A 15,951-nucleotide genomic window follows, 5' to 3' on the forward strand; every position below is an offset into this window, starting at 1 on the left:
CGGTGCGTGCGCCGGGTGGTTCCCGGCTCATGGAAATGACAACGGGCGAGCCGCGGCCGGGGTCACGCGAGAAAAGGAACGTAATCGAACCAACCGGCGCAGAGGGTGAATCTCAAGACCCTGGAGACCGATCAGTGGCTGTTTGTCCTGATCTGGTGGGGCGCGATGTGGTCGACTCGATCACGCACCGGTGCGCCGATACATCGACAAAGCGGGAAAGCGGGCGAGTTCGCAGCTGACCGAAACTCGCCCCCATGTGCAGTGAACCGTGGATGAGCCTGTGTCGTCATGCCAAGTGCAGCCTGCCGCTGATCAGCCGAACCGGGAGATATGGCGTTTCATGCACATTTCTTTCCTGCTCCACAACGCCTATGGAGTCGGGGGCACGATCCGCACGACGTTCAATCTCGCCGGGGAGCTGGCCGGGCACCATGACATCGAGATCGTTTCGGTCTTCCGGCACCGCGACGTCCCCGCGCTGGGCGCCCCCGAAGGGGTGCGCCTGAGCCACCTCGTCGATCTGCGGAAGAAGAGCCCGACGTACGACGGCGACTCGGCCGAATACGCCCGTCCCGCGACGGTGTTCCCGCGCGGCGACAGCAGGTACCGGCAGTACAGCAGGCTGAGCGACGCACGGGTGGCGGACCATCTGCGTTCCCTGGAGGCGGACGTGGTGGTCGGAACCCGGCCGGGGCTCAATGTGCACATCAGCAGGCAGGCCCGCCGCGGCCCGGTCCGGATCGGGCAGGAACACCTCACCCTCGACAGTCACGGCTACCGGCTGCGCCGCGAGATCGCCCACCGTTACACCCTGCTCGACGCGATCACCACCGTCACCGACGCCGACGCCCACGCCTACCGGACCGGGTTCAGGCTGCCCGGCGTACGGATCGAGGCCATTCCCAACAGCGTGCCCGCGCCGACGGTCCCGCCCGCCGACGGCGACCGCAAGTGGGTGATCGCCGCAGGCCGGCTGCACAAGGTCAAGCGGTACGACCTGCTCGTACGGGCGTTCGCCGACGTGGTCGCGGTCCGCCCGGACTGGCGGCTGCGGATCTACGGCGGCGGTGACGCGACCGGGAACGAACGGCAGGCACTGCTCACGCTCATCGGTGAACTCGGGCTGCACGACCACGTGTTCCTGATGGGACCGGTCAATCCGCTGGAGGCCGAGTGGCCCAAGGGGTCGATCGCCGCGGTCACTTCGGACCGCGAGTCCTTCGGCATGACCATCGTCGAGGCGATGCGCTGCGGGCTGCCGGTCGTCGCCACCGACTGCCCGCACGGGCCCCGCGAGATCATCGACGACGGCACCGACGGACGGCTGGTGCCCGTCGGTGACACGGCCGCGGTGGCCGACGCCCTGCTCGGACTCATCGAGGACGACGACGCACGGCACCGCGCGGGCCTTGCCGCGCTCTCCGCCTCGCAGCGCTTCGACCCCTCCCGGATCGCCGAACGCCATGAACGGCTCTTCACCGAACTCGCCTCGCGCGGCCCGGGCAACCGCTCGCACGGCGCGATGAGTACTACGCTCCACCGCGCCCGGGGCACCGTGCTGGACGGGGCGTACGCCCTGCGCTACAAGGCAGCCGCCGCGATCCGCAAGGGGAAGACCGTATGACCGCCTCCGCAGTGCGAAGGACGCCGCGGGCCGACTGCACCGTGGGACCCGACGGCGGGATCACCTTCGACCTCGACCCCCACCGCAGTGAGGACGGGGAGAGGCCCGAACTGCTGCTCCGGCTGCGCGGTGCCAAGGGCCGGGGCCGCGACGCCGAGACCGTACGGCTGTCGCTGAGCCCGCTGCGCGACGGACGGCTGCGCGCGGTGCTGCCGGGGACCACGCAGTCCGCCGAGGGCCGCTGGGACGTGTATCTGCGGGAGCCGGGCGAGGACGACGGCAAGGCCGTGGCCGTCGAGCCCGGGATCAGGGACCTGCGCCTGCTCGTCGACCGCGTACCCGCGGGCGGGCGGATCGCGGTCCGCATCCCGTACCCGACCCTCGACGGCAGGCTCGCCGTCCGCTGCTGGCTGCGCGCACCGCACGCCGAGGCCGGACCGGTGACCTTCGACGGGACCGGGATGACCGTCGAGGGCACGCTGTACGGGACGGGCCTCGGCACCGGCGCCCGCGTCGAGGCGCGAGGACCCGGTGCCGGGGGCCGGGTCCTGCGGGTGCCGGTCGCCGGGCAGGAGGGCGCCTTCGCCTTCACGCTCCCGCTCGACCGGCTGGCCGACGGCGCCGTCACCGCACAGCAGCTGTGGACGCTCTGGCTGGTCCCCGGGGCGGCGGAGGGCGAGCCGGCCCGCGATGTACGGATCTCCCGCATCCTCGACGACGTCTGGGACCGCAAGAAGATCTTCGTCTACCCGGGCCGCAGCGCGGGGAAGGGCGTCCGCGCCACACCCTGCTACTCCACCGACAACGACCTCTGCGTCCGGCTCGAACCGGAACCGTCTCCCTGAGATCCGCGCCGGGCTCGCGGACGGACGCTGTCCGCAAGCCCTGGCAGACTCGCCCCATGTTGGAGACCTCGGCACGACTGCTGCGTCTGCTCTCGCTGCTCCAGGCGCACCGCGACTGGTCCGGCGCCGATCTCGCCGACCGGCTCGGCGTCACCCCGCGGACCGTCCGGCGCGACGTCGACAAGCTGCGCGAACTGGGCTACCCGGTCAACGCCAGTCCCGGTACCGGCGGCGGATACCAGCTCGGCTCCGGTGCCCAGCTGCCGCCGCTGCTCCTGGACGACGAAGAGGCCGTCGCCGTCGCGGTCGGCCTGCGCACCGCGGCGGGCCACGGCGTCGAGGGCATCGGCGAGACCTCCGTACGCGCCCTGGCCAAGCTGGAACAGGTGCTGCCGGACCGGCTCCGGCGGCGGGTGAACGCGCTGAACACCTTCACCGTGCCGTTGCTCCGCGGGCCCGCCGGGCCGGTCGCCGACGCGGGCGTCCTGACCGAACTCGCCGGGGCCTGCCGGGACGCCGAACGGCTGCGCTTCGAGTACCGGGACCACTCCGGCTCCGTCTCGCGGCGGACCGTCGAACCGCACCGGCTGGTGTGCACCGAGCGCCGCTGGTACCTCGTCGCCTGGGACCTGGACCGTGCGGACTGGCGTACGTTCCGGGCTGACCGGATCACCCCCACGCCGCCGCACGGCCCGAGGTTCGCCCCGCGTGACGCGCCCGCCGAGGATCTGGCCGCCTATGTCTCGAAGGGGATCTCCACATCCGTGTACCCGACGCGGGCGGTGGTCCGGCTGAAGGCCGGGATCGAGCGCGCGGCCGAGCGGATCTCGCCCTCGGCCGGGGTGCTGGAGGCGGTCGACGCCGATACCTGTCTGCTGCGCGCCGGGGCGGCCACTCTGGACGTGCTGGTCATCCACGTGATGATGCTGGGATTCGACTTCGAGGTGGTCGAACCGCCGGAGCTCCAGGACGCGATCAGGGCGGCCAGGGACCGGCTCACCAGGGCCCTGGAGTGAGGCCCCGCCTGCGACGACACCATACGGACGGCCGGGGCCGCCCGCTATACCGATGGCAGTCGGCGGCCGTACCCGTACCGCATCGCGAATATTGTGACCAGAGGATAAGGCTGCCATAAGGAAGCGCGAATTCCCGGCGACCTGCTCATTTACACAGGTTATTCGGAATGGGAATTCCAGGCTCTCGGCGCAGGATATTCCGTTCTGATTCCGGGCCTTTCGCCTGATCGTTTTCCAGCCTGTGTGATTACTGTGTGTCCGGTCCCCCGGCAGCGTGATCGGGTGGCGTGATTCATACGGCAGGCGTGTCGTGATCCTGTGACAGAAGTGTGACCGGCGGGGAACGTGAGGATGCCCGGCGGTGGCGGTCGCCCCGGCTTCCGTCGCCGCCCGCGGCCGCCTACGGTGAAGGGCATGGCACCCCTACCGACCCCTCCCGTCCAGCCCGACGACGCGCCCGGTGAGTACGTCGGCCTCGCTGCCGACGCCGCCGAACGGCGGGCCCGCAGCCATGGCTGGAGCACCGTCAGATCCCTGCCGCCGGGCGCGATCATCACCATGGAGTTCCGGAACGGGCGGATCAACTTCGAGGTCGACGCCGCCGTCGTCACCCGCTGCTGGGTGGGCTGAGCGCCGCGCCCCGGGCGCGCTCCCCCGGACATGAGTGAAGGCCCCGACCGCGGTCGGGGCCTTCACTCATGTCCGGGGGAGCGGCTGTGCGTACCGGCCCCGTGCTCGCCGGGGGCTCAGCCGCCGGCCACCGGGCGGGCCGGGCTCGTGCCGCCGCGCGGGGTGCGGTCGGCGGTCTGCGGCGGGCGCCGACTGCCGGACGGGGTGACCGGGGTCCGCTCCGAGCGCACCAGATGCGCCGGATGCGAGGCGTGCGTGCGCGAGCGGGTGGCGGTGCCGCCCGAGGCCGCCGCGACGGCTGGCTCCAGCGCCGGGGCGTCGCCGCCCTCCGGCTGCGGCAGCAGCACGGTCCTGGGGCCGCCGGCCGCGACCGGCACGGAGGGAACGGGGCGGCCGAATCCCCGCAGGTTGTCGCGCTGGGCGAAGATCCATGCCTCGGCCCGGGTGATCAGCGGCTCGACCCAGGGCAGGCCCAGCATGATCAGCAGCCCCGCCGCCCAGCCCAGCAGGACATCGCTGAGCCAGTGCGTACCGAGATAGACGGTGGTGAGGCCGACGCCGAGCGAGACGATGGCCGACATGGCCGACAGATAGCGCCTCGCTCGCGGGGTGGTGGCCAGATAGGCGAGGATTCCCCAGGTCACGACCGCGTTGGCGGTGTGGCCGGAAGGGAATATATCGCCGCCGGCGAAGAGCTCCGCGGAGCCGATCTGGGTCGCGTAGTGCGGGCCGAGGCGTCCCAGGCCGATCTTGACCGCGCCGACCGTCACATTGAGCAGCAGCAGTGCCGCGCCCAGCGTCAGCAGCGGTCGCAGCGTGTGCTGCCGCCAGGAGCGCCAGCCGAGCCAGCAGGCGACCATGGTGGCGGTGGGTCCGCGCTGCCCGAGCACGATGTAGTAGTCGAGGAACGCATGGATTTCCGGCCACTGCTGATACGGCCGGAAGAGCATGACCTTCCAGTCCAGGGTCACCAGCCAGGACGAGGTCAGCACGGCAATGACGATGGCGAGATAGAACGCCAACGTCCCGCCGAAGAGTGCGATGCGGTGACGACTCATCCGCGGTGGCTCTATCTTCGGCGGCTCCGGCTCCCGGTCCAGCCGGGCAAAGATGTCGGTACGCACCCAATCGACGTTACAGCGAGTTAGTGCGGGACCAGGGCGATCCGGTCTCTTTGTGATGACGATGTGATGTGGACTATGTCTCAACGCGGCCTTAATTCCCGACCTTCCCAAGTGTCTCGAAGGGCCTTCGCGATATTTATTTCGCACGCATTTCGGAAGGGTGTTTGGGAGTGGGCAGGAAAGCACAGGAAGTGCCGGTATGAATTTGTCGGGGCCCGGCGGGAGTGGAACGGACGGTGTCGGCCCGGTCACCGGCCGCTTTCGGTGCGGGCCCGGCGTGCGCCGTGCGGGGACGGCCGAGTACCGTCCTGTGCCGGGTGCGGAGGGGGTCTTCGCAGGTCCGGGCGGTGGGGCGGCGTGGCGTACGCCACACTCCGTGGTCCGGCCGGGTATGAGGTGGGCCATGTGTGAGGGCTCCGAACTCGCGTACGCTGACGGATCACTCGCCCGTCGATGCCGGGCCATGAGGAGCGGCGAACCGCCGCGTCCCCGGTTGGCCCGCCGAGCGCGAGGGACCTTTTGGGAGGTACATGCATGTCCGGGACGGCCACAGCCCGAATCCGGCTGCGCTCAGCAGCCGACGGTGCCAATCGATGGGTCGTCCTCGTCGTCCTCTGCCTCAGCCTCCTGCTCGTGGCACTCGACTCGACCGTGCTCCACGTCGCCGTACCCGCCGTCACCGAGGACCTGCGGCCCAGCGCGGTCGGTCTGCTCTGGATCGTCGACGCCTATCCGCTGGTCTGCGCGTCGCTGCTGATTCTCTTCGGCACCCTCGGGGACCGGGTCGGCCGCCGCCGCGTTCTGCTGCTCGGATACGCGCTCTTCGGTGTCGCCTCCGCCATCGCCGCGATGGCCGACAGTCCCGGCGTACTCGTCGTGGCGCGTGCCCTGCTCGGGGTCGGCGGCGCGATGATCATGCCGGCGACGCTGTCGATCCTCCGGCAGGTCTTTCCCGACCGGCGTGAACGAGCCATGGCGATCGGCGTCTGGACCGCGGTCGCCGCCGTGGGCGCCGCCACCGGTCCGGTCATCGGCGGTTTCCTCGTCGAGCACTTCTGGTGGGGCTCGGTCTTCCTGATCAACGTCCCGCTGATGGCGCTGATCCTGCCGGTCGGACGGCTGCTCCTGCCCGAGTCGCGCGGCAGCCACGACGGCCCGTGGGACGTGCTGGGCGCGCTGATGGCCGCGGCCGGAGTGCTCGGGGTGGTCCTCGGGGTGAAGCGGGCGGGCACCGGCGAGGTGCTGAGCGCGGCCACGCTCGTTCCGCTGCTGATCGGGGCGCTGCTGCTCACCGTCTTCGTGCGCCGTCAGAAGCGGCGTACGCATCCGCTGATCGACATCGGGCTGTTCGCCAGACCCGCCTTCTCCACCGCGGTGGGCTGCATCGTTCTCGCCATGCTGGCCCTGGTCGGTCTTGAGCTCATAGCCGTGCAGTACCTCCAGCTGGTCCTCGGCCTGAGCCCGCTCGAGACCGGTCTGCGGCTGCTGCCGCTCACCTTCGCCGCCATGGCCGCGGGCGCCACCGGCTCGTACACCCTGCGCCGCGTCGGACCGCGCCGGATGGTCGGCTGGGGCTTCGTGCTCACGGCCGTCTCGGTGCTGATCCTCACCGCGATGGGGCAGCACGACCGGCCCGCGCTGCTGACGACCGCCTTCGTGGCCCTCGGCTTCGGGCTCCAGACCACGCTCTTCGGGGCATACGAATCCATGCTCAGCGAGGCCCCCGCCGACCGGGCGGGCGGAGCGGCGGCGATCGGCGAGACCTCGTACCAGCTGGGCGCGGGCATGGGGATCGCCCTGCTCGGCAGTGTCATGAACGCCGCTTACGCCCCCGGGCTCTCGACGCTTTCCGAAGCGGGTGTCCCGGCCGCGGCCCGTGCGGCCGCCGCCCATTCGCTGGGCGAGGCCTACCAGGTGGCGGACCGGCTGGGCGGTCCGCTGGGAGCGGTGCTGCGCTCCACCGCCCGTCACTCCTTCATCACGGGACTGCATGTCACGCTGCTGGTCAGCGCCGCTCTGCTGCTGGTCGGCGCGCTCGCCGCACTGCGGCTGCCGCGGGCGATGGACTGCCCGTCGCCGGTGCCCGACGAGCTCGGCCGGGCCGGCGCAAACGAGGCGCGCGAACAGCACACCGCGCACGAGGCACCCGCTCCGGGCCGTGCGCAGCGGCCCCTCCCGCATCCGGCCCGCCGACCCGCCGAGGCGACCGGCTCTGGACGGGCGGCGCACTGAGCCGTAACGTCGGTGCGAGGCCATAACTAACACTGCTAGTTTTAGCATCGCGCGAGCCGCCGGAGGCATTCTCATGTCCACCACCGAGTCCTCGAAGCTCCCACCGTTCGACCCCGCCGATCCGATCGGCATCGACGATCTGCTCTGCGCCGAGGACCTCGCCATCCGCCAGGCCGTACGCGACTGGGCCGCCGACCGCGTCCTGCCGCACATCGCCGAGTGGTACGAGAAGGGCGAGCTGCCCGGCATCCGTGAGCTGGCCCGTGAGCTCGGTTCGCTCGGCGCGCTCGGCATGTCCCTCCAGGGATACGGCTGCGCGGGTGCCACCGCCGTCCAGTACGGACTGGCCTGTCTGGAGCTCGAAGCGGCGGACTCGGGGATCCGCTCCCTGGTCTCCGTACAGGGGTCGCTCGCCATGTACGCCATCCACCGCTTCGGCTCCGAGGAGCAGCGGCAGCGCTGGCTGCCGGGCATGGCGGCCGGCGAGATCATCGGCTGCTTCGGCCTCACCGAACCGGACCACGGCTCCGACCCGGCCGGGATGCGCACCTTCGCCAGGCGCGACGGCGGGGACTGGGTGCTCACCGGGCGCAAGATGTGGATCACCAACGGCTCGGTCGCCGGGGTCGCCGTCGTCTGGGCGCAGACCGACGACGGAATCCGCGGCTTCGCCGTGCCGACCGGCACCCCGGGCTTCTCGGCGCCCGAGATCAAGCACAAGTGGTCGCTGCGCGCCTCGGTCACCAGTGAGCTGGTGCTCGACGAGGTGCGGCTGCCCGCCGACGCCGTGCTCCCGGGGGTCACCGGTCTGCGCGGTCCGCTCAGCTGTCTCAGTCATGCCCGCTACGGGATCGTCTGGGGAGCCATGGGCGCGGCCCGCGCCAGCTTCGAGGCTGCCGTGGAGTACGCGAGGACGAGGGAGCAGTTCGACCGGCCGATCGGCGGCTTCCAGCTCACCCAGGCCAAGCTCGCGGACATGGCCGTGGAACTGCACAAGGGCATCCTGCTCGCCCACCATCTGGGCCGGCGGATGGACGCGGGCAGGCTCCGCCCGGAGCAGGTCAGTTTCGGGAAGCTCAACAATGTGCGGGAGGCGATCGACATCTGCCGTACCTCGCGCACCGTCCTCGGCGCCAACGGGATCTCGCTGGAGTACCCGGTGATGCGCCACGCGACGAATCTGGAGTCGGTGCTCACCTACGAAGGGACTGTGGAGATGCACCAGCTGGTGCTGGGCAAGGCGCTCACCGGTCTCGACGCGTTCCGCTAGGCCCCGGAACGTCCGGCGAGCGCCCTGCTCAGCTCTGGTTGAAGAAGCCGTCGGTCGGCCGGCCGGCGGCTTCGGTGACCACCTGGGTGTCGGCCGGGGTCAGCAGGAAGACCCGGGTGGCCACGCGCTCGATCGAGCCGCGCAGTCCGAAGATCAGCCCGGCGGCGAAATCCACGACACGCTTCGCGTCCGTGGGGTCCATGGTCGTGAGGTTGACGATCACCGGAACGCCCTCCCGGAAGAGCTCTCCGATGGCCCGTGCGTCCCGGAAGCTGTCCGGGGTGACGGTGGCGATCCGGCGGCCCGTCTCCTCGGCCGCCTCGGACGCGATCTGCACCCGGGGGTCGGTCACCCAGGCCTGACCGGTCCCGGTCTGCGGGCCCTCGGCGTACTCGTCGTCGTAGTACCGATCGTCGTTGTCCTCCACGAGGCCCAGCCAGGCACTCGCCTTGCGCACCGATCCCATGGACGCCTCCTCTCACCGCGGTTCCGTCATGTTCCGCATCTCATTCGTCTTCCTATGGTCGTCCATGATGCGGATCGTGCGCCAAGTGGATAGTCGGCGCGCAGGGGATTCGTGACGGTACTGGCACAGAAGATGTGGCGATTCGTCAGGGTTTCTCCCGCATAAGGGGTCTGAAAGAAAGAAAATATGATGCCCGGGCCGTATGGGTGATGTGGGGGACGTACGGGTGAACGGGGTGCTCGGTACGATGCACCTCGCGCAGCCGCACGAGCTCGGCGCCAAGGTGAACGACTCTCGGGGGATCGTCGTGTTCGGAATAGTCAGGCCCTGTGCCCATCGGTTGTCCGAGGGGCTCAGGACCGAGTGGATGGCGCATCTCTGCGGGCTCTGCCTCGCACTTCGCTCCGATCACGGGCAATTCGCCCGAATCGTTACGAACTATGACGGTCTGATTGTTTCTGTTCTGACGGAGGCTCAGTCCGAGCGCACCACCGGATGGCGTCGCACGGCGGGGCCCTGCCCGCTGCGCGCCATGCGGACCGCCCCGGTCGCCCGTGGCGAGGGAGCCAGGCTGGCCGCCGCCGTCTCCCTGGTGCTGGCCTCGGCGAAGGTCCGGGACCACGTCGCGGACGGGGACGGCCTGTTGAGGCGCCGACCGGTCGCCGCCGCCGCGCGCCGGGTCGCCGCGGGCTGGGACCGGGCCGGTGCGCGCACCGGCGCACAGCTCGGCTTCGACACGGCGCTGCTCGTGGACGCCGTCGACCGGCAGACCGGCATCGAGCTGATCGCCGGGCCCGGCACCCCGCTGCTCACGGTCACCGAACCCACCGAGACCGCCACCGCGGCCGCCTTCGCCCACACCGCGGTGCTCGCCGGCAAGCCGCAGAACGCGGAACCGCTCGCCGAGGCCGGCCGCCTCTTCGGGCGCCTGGCCCATCTGCTGGACGCCGTGGAGGACCAGGAAGCTGACGCCGCGTCGGGCGCCTGGAACCCGCTCACCGCGACCGGCACCTCGCGTGCGGAGGCCCGGCGGCTGTGCGACGACGCGCTGCGCGGCGTGCGGCTGGCGCTGCGTGACGCGGAATTCACCGACGACAAGCTGGCCCATGTGCTGCTGGCGCACGAACTGCGCCAGTCGGTGGACCGGGCCTTCGGTACCACGTCGTGCTCGCACCAGGCGGGCGGCGTGCTCCTGGACGGAGCCGGTGCCCCGTCAGGCACCCGGCAGACCGGGGCTTTCGGCCCGCCGCCGGGCAATCCGTACGCGCCGAGCCCCGGCGGCCCGGCGGGCCCGCCGCAGCCCCCGCCCGAGCCGCCGCGCGACCGGCGCGGTCTGATCGCGGGCTGCCTGGTGTGGGCGGGACTGGCCTGCACCTGCCAGATGTGCTGCGGCACGTTCAACGATCCGTGGAGCCATCGGCGCCGCGACGGACTTTGCAACCAGTGCGACTGCGGGGACTGCTGCGAGGCGTGCGACTGCTGCAGCAACTGCGGGGACTGCTGTGGCTCGTGCGACTGCTGCGACTGCGACTGCAGCTGCTGATCCGGACGCCCTGCTCGGTGGCCGGACACCCCGCGGCCATCCCGGCCGCGCCCACCGGTAACCCGGGCCGGTTCCACCCTGCGGTCGCATCCCGGGCTCGCCGGGCCGGTATGGAAAGGTTGACCGCATGAGCACGGACGCACCGCAGCCGCACGGTTCCGAGCAGGCGGCACAGGACTGGAAGCACTGGCACGAGGAGCGCACCGCCACGGTCGCCGGCCCCTACGGACCGCTCTCCCTCACCGGCACCCACTGGCTCTCCGACTACCCGGAGGGCCGCATCCCCGACGTACCCGGCCAGTGGCGGGAGGACGGCGACGAGCTGGTGCTCAGCGCCTCCGCGGCGGACGGGCTGACGGTCGACGGCGAGCCCTTCACCGGCCAGGTCCGGCTCACCGCCGACCGCGGCCCGATCGGCGGGTCCCGCGTCGCCCACGGGCAGCGGCGGCTGGTCGTAATGAGCCGCGAAGGGCTCTGGGCGGTACGGGACTTCGACCCGGACTCCCCGGCGCGGCGCGCCTTCCGGGCCATCGAGGCCACCCCGTACGACCCCCGCTGGGTGCTCGAGGGCACCTTCCGCCCGTACGACGGCGCCCGTACGGTCCGGGTCGAGAACGCCGACGGGGTCGAGCGCGGTCTCGGACTCGCCGGTGAGATCGCCTTCGAGCTCGACGGTACGGAGCACACGCTCCGGGCCGCGATCGAGCCCGACGGCTCGCTCTGGGCGGTCTTCGCCGACGCCACCAGCGGGAACAGCAGCTACCGCTTCCGGTTCCTGCGGCCCGCGGTGCCCGCCGAGGACGGCAGCGTGACCGTCGACCTCAACCGTGCGCTGCTGCCGCCGTGCGCCTTCGCGGACCACTTCATCTGCCCCTTCCCGCCGCCCGGCAACACGCTTTCCGCCGCCGTGGAGGCGGGGGAGCGCAACCGCATCGACAACTGACGCAGCGTCGCTTCCTTGTGGGTCGGTGGCTCCGGCAGCCCCTGTGCTGCCGGGACCTTTCCTGTTCGGCATGACCAAGTTCAGGCCAGAAGGCCCTCTTGCGCCACAAGTTGACGCCTTGAATACTCCCGAGCAGCGCTTGTCAGGAACACGGCATGCCTGATGCGGGCGCACGGCCGTGCGAACGACTGCGCCTCACGGGTCCGACCACCCCACAGGCGGACCCCCGACTTCCCTCGGGAGGAACGAGAAGTGAGGATCAAGCGCACCACCCCCCTCAGTGGCACCGCGAGACGCACCAGGACCGTCGCCATCGCTGCCGGCCTCGTCGCCGTTGCCGCACTGGCCGTCCCCAGCGCCCAGGCCGACACCCACACCACCTTCAGCGCCGCGCAGCTCTCCGCCGCGGGCGACGCCGTGCTCGGCGCCGACGTGGCAGGCACCGCGTGGAACGTCGACCCGGCGTCCAACAAGCTCGTGGTCACCGTCGACCGCACGGTCTCGCAGGCCGGGATCGAGAAGATCAAGCAGTCCGCCGGAGTCAACGCCGGAGCCCTGAAGATCGAACGCACCCCCGGGAAGATCAGCAAACTGCTCTCCGGCGGCGACGCGATCTACGCTCCCGGCTGGCGCTGCTCCCTCGGCTTCAACGTCCGCAGCGGCAGCACCTACTACTTCCTGACCGCCGGTCACTGCACCGACGGCAACCCGCCCTGGTACACCAACTCCTCGAACTCCACCAGCATCGGCCCGACGGTCGGCTCCAGCTTCCCGACCAACGACTACGGCCTGGTCCGCTACGACAACGCCTCGGTCTCCCACGAGGGCACCGTCGGCAGCGTCGACATCACCGGCGCGGCCGACGCCACGGTCGGCATGTCCGTCACCCGCCGCGGCTCCACCACCGGCACCCACGGCGGCTCCGTCACGGGCCTCAACGCCACCGTCAACTACGGCAACGGCGACATCGTCTACGGCATGATCAAGACCAACGTCTGCGCGGAGCCCGGCGACTCCGGCGGTCCGCTCTACTCCGGCTCCAAGGCGATCGGTCTCACCTCCGGTGGCAGCGGCAACTGCTCCTCCGGCGGCACCACGTACTTCCAGCCGGTCACCGAGGCGCTCAGCGCGTACGGGGTCAGCGTCTACTGACACCCCGGCACACCCCCGGCCCGGCCCTCGAAGAAGCGACCGGCCGCGACGGAGCTCCCGCCCGAATGCTGGGCGGGGGCTCCCGCTCACCCCGCGGCTTTTGAGAGGATGTGGGGCAGGTCGGTCACGCAGGAGCGACGGGGGCGGGTGCTGTGCCAGCCGGGGGATGCCCTCCGGGCCCCCGGCAGACACCTCAGGGGGTTCCAGGTCCGTGAAGCGCATCGGAGTGACCGGTCATCGCACCATCCCGCAGGAGGCCCACGCCCACGTGCTCGCGGGGTTGCGGGCGGCGCTCTGCGGCCTCGAAGGCTCCTTGGAGGCCCTCTCCAGTCTGGCGGTGGGGGCGGACCAGCTCTTCGCCGACCTCGCCCTGGACTGCGGTGCGGACCTGACCGTGGTCATCCCGAGCGGCGATTACGAATCCTGCTTCGCCGACGCGGCCGAACTCGCCCGCTACCGCGCCCTCAAGGACCGGGCGGTCCGGGAGGTCCGGCTGGACTTCCCGCACTCCACCGACGAGGCGTACTACGCGGCGGGCGCGTACATCGCCGACCACTGCGACCGGCTGCTCGCGGTGTGGGACGGCCGGCCGGCCCGCGGCCTCGGCGGCACCGGCGACATCGTGACGTACGCCCGCAGCCTGGGCCGTCCGGTCACGGTGATCTGGCGCGAGGGCGTGGAGCGCACCTGACCGCCCGCCGCACCCGGCCTCGTACACGGCTCCGGCCGGCGTGCCGCCCGGCGGTGCCTCACATCTGGTGCCGGGCGAGCCAGTCGGTGTGCTGCGGCGAGACGATCCGCTCGGTCTCGAACACCGCCCCCGGCCACTGACGCTCGGTCAGAGTGGTCTCCATCGCCACCTGCATCGCCTCCAGGTCCTGCTCCACCAGCGAGTGGGCCGAGATCAGCGGGTGGTGCCGACGCATCTCGCTCCACGCCAGACAGGCGGCCGCCGCGGCCGAGAGCACCCCCGTCAGGGCGAAGGACTGCATCACGGAGAACGTCCTCAACAGCGCGAACACCAGGGCGAGCGCGGTCAGTGCGGCAATGGTGGTCGACCAGACCAGAGTGGCCCGCCGGGAGACCTCCTGGCGTCTGCGGTACCAACTCCTCTGCTCTATGAGGCGGTCCCGCACATAGGTCTCCTTGCGTACGGTGAACGCCTTCTCCCGTAACGCGCGCATCGACTCGGTGATCAGCCCGCCCGAATCCGCCGTCAGGTCGCGGGGGTCGGCCCACCCCACTTTGCGCAGTTCCTGAAGCCCCTCTTCGAGGCGGTTCGCGAACACCGCCTCCGGGTGCTGGGTAGTGGTGTCGAAGGGGGAGCCGTGCACCGAGTAGCGCCAGCACATCGACTTGATGAACTCCGCCGCCGAGCGGTTGAGTTGCCAATGCGACTTTGCTTTGCGGCGGGCGGAGAGGTACGTCGTGACCAGGACGCCCAGGTAGGCCAACACAGCTGCCGCATCGGCGAGTTGAAACGAGTCAGCCACCTCGACGTGCCAGGGGAGGGCAGCCGGCACAGCCCCCGTGACCAGGAGAATCAGTTGAATGCGGGTGGTGTTGACGGCCTCGCGCTGCCTGGCGACGGCTATCTCGTCGGTGTGGTGGAAGAGCGCCGGGAGGTCGGCGTTCCTGAAGACCATGCTCTGGAGCGGCCCTGGAAGCGCCGTCATGTTCACTCCCGTCTGCGGTTGTACAGGCGTGCTCGTCCGGTGAGCCGAATGGGGGGCACGAGCGTAGAGGTGCACCCTTGGGCACGCAATGGACGTGGGCCGGCAACGGTGCTTTTCGGTCCCCGGTGAGACCCCCTCGTGCGATCCGGGGCACTGTGGCAATGTGGTCCAACAGACTTTGTGGTGAGGCGTGTTGCTGTCCCGCACCCGCCTCGCGACCGACTGGCGGGGGGCCGGGGATGAGTGGGGCGTACGACGGGAACCCGGATGCGCAGGCCGACACCCAGCGTCGGATCCGCCGTAGTCCTCTGCTGTTCACCACGCCGCTCGTGCTCCTCGGCCTGCTGACCGTACTGCTCGTCTGGGAGGCGGTCCGGGGCAACGTGCCGACCGCGGCGCAGTCGGAGTGGCCGTGGCGTCTGCGGCCGGTAGACGGGCAGGTGCTGGGAAGCCTGCTGGCGGTCTCGCTGGGGGCCGTGCTGGCACGCGCGCAGTACGCCCGCACGGTCAGGCCGTACTTGGGCTGGCGGGCCGCCTGGACGCAGGGGCTGCTGACCACGCAGGAGCCTGCGTGGCGCGTCGGAATACTCAACGGCGGCCAGCACATGGCCGTGATCGAGTCGTGGGACGTCAGGGTGGTCATGCAGGGCGCGGAGGACTTTGCCGACGTGCGGTGGAGCAGCGTCCCCGACATCGTGGCCGAGCTCGCGGAGGCCGGATTCGTCAACGGGGAGGACTTCCGGCTCATCGGGTTCGGCGCCGGATTCCCCCTGATGGGAGCCGTAGGGGGCCATGACACGGTGCTGGTGGGTGCGTTCTCCGAAACCTTCGCCCGACGGGTCCGGTCCCTCTATGTCCGTGTCAGGGTCACGGATGTCGTGGGCGACACCCACGAGCGGACCATGGACTGCCTGAAGGGCGTATGGACCGACAGGGTGGCCCCCGCGGCCGGCTGAAGCCTGTCGGGGCATGCGCCGCCCGCGCTGCCGCGCCGCGGGCCGGGCGGGCCCGGCCGGTCACCGATGACCTCTCCCGCCTCGTGTTTCCCCTGTGTTTCCCTCGGGTTTCCCCGGCTCGCGTGGCGTGGTGAGAGCCGTTCGAGCCGGATGAGTAAGTCCCGTACTGCATCGGGACGAAGAAAGGATCACCGCGGTGCGTCAGCCGAGTTCGAGGGGTAAAGTCGTGCCGCCGGGCACTGTGGTCTTACAGAAACTGGCTGCTTTTCTCCATGATCCGGAAAACTCCCCTCAAGGACTGCCGTGAAGATCTCTGAATCCCCTCGCCCCTTCGCTGTTGCGAAGAAGGAATCGGTGCCGCTCTCCAAGATCGACACCCGCACCGCCGAAGCCACCAGGAAGCTCGGCCGGGTATTTGCCGCGTCGACCGATCGCCACAGCATGGCGTCGACCTTCAGTTCCGCGCTCTGATTC

15 protein-coding genes are annotated in these 15,951 nt (G+C 70.7%); 12 read left to right on the plus strand and 3 right to left on the minus strand.

The window, feature by feature from the left end; all coding sequences use genetic code 11:
- Positions 1–340 precede the first annotated feature (340 nt).
- The 4 genes from IE107_RS10795 to IE107_RS10810 all read left to right on the plus strand — a co-directional run bounded on the left by IE107_RS10795 (position 341) and on the right by IE107_RS10810 (position 4,115).
- Positions 341–1,624, plus strand: a complete 1,284-nt coding sequence (locus IE107_RS10795) for a glycosyltransferase family 4 protein (RefSeq protein WP_189543503.1) — start codon at positions 341–343, stop codon at positions 1,622–1,624.
- Positions 1,621–2,469 (plus strand): transferase, encoded by an 849-nt coding sequence (locus IE107_RS10800; RefSeq protein WP_189543504.1) that lies wholly within the window; start codon positions 1,621–1,623, stop codon positions 2,467–2,469. Before IE107_RS10795 ends, IE107_RS10800 begins: the two co-directional genes overlap by 4 nt.
- 56 nt (positions 2,470–2,525) lie before the next feature.
- The gene (locus tag IE107_RS10805; protein WP_189543505.1) at positions 2,526–3,485 is read left to right on the plus strand and encodes a helix-turn-helix transcriptional regulator; all 960 of its coding nucleotides are present in this window, start codon (positions 2,526–2,528) and stop codon (positions 3,483–3,485) included.
- Positions 3,486–3,899: 414 nt separating this feature from the next.
- Positions 3,900–4,115 carry an I78 family peptidase inhibitor gene (locus IE107_RS10810; protein ID WP_189543506.1) on the plus strand — a complete coding sequence of 72 codons (216 nt, stop codon included), beginning with the start codon at positions 3,900–3,902 and terminating at the stop codon, positions 4,113–4,115.
- Positions 4,116–4,231: 116 nt separating this feature from the next.
- Here IE107_RS10810 and IE107_RS10815 read toward each other — a convergent pair whose 3' ends face one another.
- Positions 4,232–5,239: a phosphatase PAP2 family protein gene (locus IE107_RS10815; protein ID WP_189543507.1), complete on the minus strand. Its 1,008-nt coding sequence runs from the start codon at positions 5,237–5,239 to the stop codon at positions 4,232–4,234.
- Between the two features lie 534 nt (positions 5,240–5,773).
- Here IE107_RS10815 and IE107_RS10820 point away from each other — a divergent pair.
- Together IE107_RS10820 and IE107_RS10825 are read left to right on the plus strand one after the other, a co-directional pair.
- Positions 5,774–7,471 (plus strand): MFS transporter, encoded by a 1,698-nt coding sequence (locus IE107_RS10820; RefSeq protein ID WP_189543508.1) that lies wholly within the window; start codon positions 5,774–5,776, stop codon positions 7,469–7,471.
- Between the two features lie 73 nt (positions 7,472–7,544).
- Positions 7,545–8,741, plus strand: a complete 1,197-nt coding sequence (locus IE107_RS10825; RefSeq protein ID WP_189543509.1) for an acyl-CoA dehydrogenase family protein — start codon at positions 7,545–7,547, stop codon at positions 8,739–8,741.
- Between the two features lie 28 nt (positions 8,742–8,769).
- Here the strand turns inward: IE107_RS10825 and IE107_RS10830 are convergent, their stop codons facing one another.
- Positions 8,770–9,207, minus strand: coding sequence for a cell division protein SepF (locus IE107_RS10830; protein WP_189543510.1), 438 nt, complete (start codon positions 9,205–9,207; stop codon positions 8,770–8,772).
- 307 nt (positions 9,208–9,514) lie between these two features.
- Here IE107_RS10830 and IE107_RS10835 point away from each other — a divergent pair, with 307 nt between their 5' ends.
- The 4 genes from IE107_RS10835 (at position 9,515) to IE107_RS10850 (ending at position 13,536) form a co-directional block, all read left to right on the plus strand.
- Positions 9,515–10,750 (plus strand): DUF5685 family protein, encoded by a 1,236-nt coding sequence (locus IE107_RS10835; protein ID WP_189543770.1) that lies wholly within the window; start codon positions 9,515–9,517, stop codon positions 10,748–10,750.
- A 127-nt stretch (positions 10,751–10,877) separates the two neighbouring features.
- Positions 10,878–11,693, plus strand: a complete 816-nt coding sequence (locus tag IE107_RS10840) for a DUF1684 domain-containing protein (RefSeq protein ID WP_189543511.1) — start codon at positions 10,878–10,880, stop codon at positions 11,691–11,693.
- Positions 11,694–11,945: 252 nt separating this feature from the next.
- Positions 11,946–12,845 (plus strand): S1 family peptidase, encoded by a 900-nt coding sequence (locus IE107_RS10845; protein ID WP_189543512.1) that lies wholly within the window; start codon positions 11,946–11,948, stop codon positions 12,843–12,845.
- 211 nt (positions 12,846–13,056) lie between these two features.
- Positions 13,057–13,536, plus strand: coding sequence for a hypothetical protein (locus tag IE107_RS10850; RefSeq protein ID WP_189543513.1), 480 nt, complete (start codon positions 13,057–13,059; stop codon positions 13,534–13,536).
- A gap of 58 nt (positions 13,537–13,594) precedes the next feature.
- On the opposite strand, the gene IE107_RS10855 is transcribed toward IE107_RS10850, so the two are convergent.
- Positions 13,595–14,521 carry a DUF4231 domain-containing protein gene (locus IE107_RS10855; RefSeq protein ID WP_229866839.1) on the minus strand — a complete coding sequence of 309 codons (927 nt, stop codon included), beginning with the start codon at positions 14,519–14,521 and terminating at the stop codon, positions 13,595–13,597.
- A 239-nt stretch (positions 14,522–14,760) separates the two neighbouring features.
- Between IE107_RS10855 and IE107_RS10860 the strand changes: the two genes are divergently transcribed.
- On the plus strand, positions 14,761–15,477 hold the full coding sequence (locus IE107_RS10860) for a hypothetical protein (protein ID WP_189543514.1): 717 nt from the start codon (positions 14,761–14,763) through the stop codon (positions 15,475–15,477).
- A 303-nt stretch (positions 15,478–15,780) separates the two neighbouring features.
- The gene (locus IE107_RS10865) at positions 15,781–15,948 is read left to right on the plus strand and encodes an FxSxx-COOH-like cyclophane-containing RiPP peptide (protein ID WP_229866840.1); all 168 of its coding nucleotides are present in this window, start codon (positions 15,781–15,783) and stop codon (positions 15,946–15,948) included.
- The last annotated feature ends 3 nt before the right edge of the window (positions 15,949–15,951 follow it).

Source organism: Streptomyces gelaticus (assembly GCF_014649535.1).
GTDB classification, from domain to species: Bacteria; Actinomycetota; Actinomycetes; order Streptomycetales; family Streptomycetaceae; genus Streptomyces; species Streptomyces gelaticus.

Bases quoted from the DNA above. Each gene is read 5' to 3' on its own strand.
- IE107_RS10795 (WP_189543503.1), top strand. From the start codon at position 341: ATGCACATTTCTTTCCTGCTCCACAACGCCTATGGAGTCGGGGGCACG.
- IE107_RS10800 (WP_189543504.1), top strand. From the start codon at position 1,621: ATGACCGCCTCCGCAGTGCGAAGGACGCCGCGGGCCGACTGCACCGTG.
- IE107_RS10805 (WP_189543505.1), top strand. From the start codon at position 2,526: ATGTTGGAGACCTCGGCACGACTGCTGCGTCTGCTCTCGCTGCTCCAG.
- IE107_RS10810 (WP_189543506.1), top strand. From the start codon at position 3,900: ATGGCACCCCTACCGACCCCTCCCGTCCAGCCCGACGACGCGCCCGGT.
- IE107_RS10820 (WP_189543508.1), top strand. From the start codon at position 5,774: ATGTCCGGGACGGCCACAGCCCGAATCCGGCTGCGCTCAGCAGCCGAC.
- IE107_RS10825 (WP_189543509.1), top strand. From the start codon at position 7,545: ATGTCCACCACCGAGTCCTCGAAGCTCCCACCGTTCGACCCCGCCGAT.
- IE107_RS10830 (WP_189543510.1), bottom strand. From the start codon at position 9,207: ATGGGATCGGTGCGCAAGGCGAGTGCCTGGCTGGGCCTCGTGGAGGAC.
- IE107_RS10840 (WP_189543511.1), top strand. From the start codon at position 10,878: ATGAGCACGGACGCACCGCAGCCGCACGGTTCCGAGCAGGCGGCACAG.
- IE107_RS10855 (WP_229866839.1), bottom strand. From the start codon at position 14,521: ATGACGGCGCTTCCAGGGCCGCTCCAGAGCATGGTCTTCAGGAACGCC.
- IE107_RS10860 (WP_189543514.1), top strand. From the start codon at position 14,761: ATGAGTGGGGCGTACGACGGGAACCCGGATGCGCAGGCCGACACCCAG.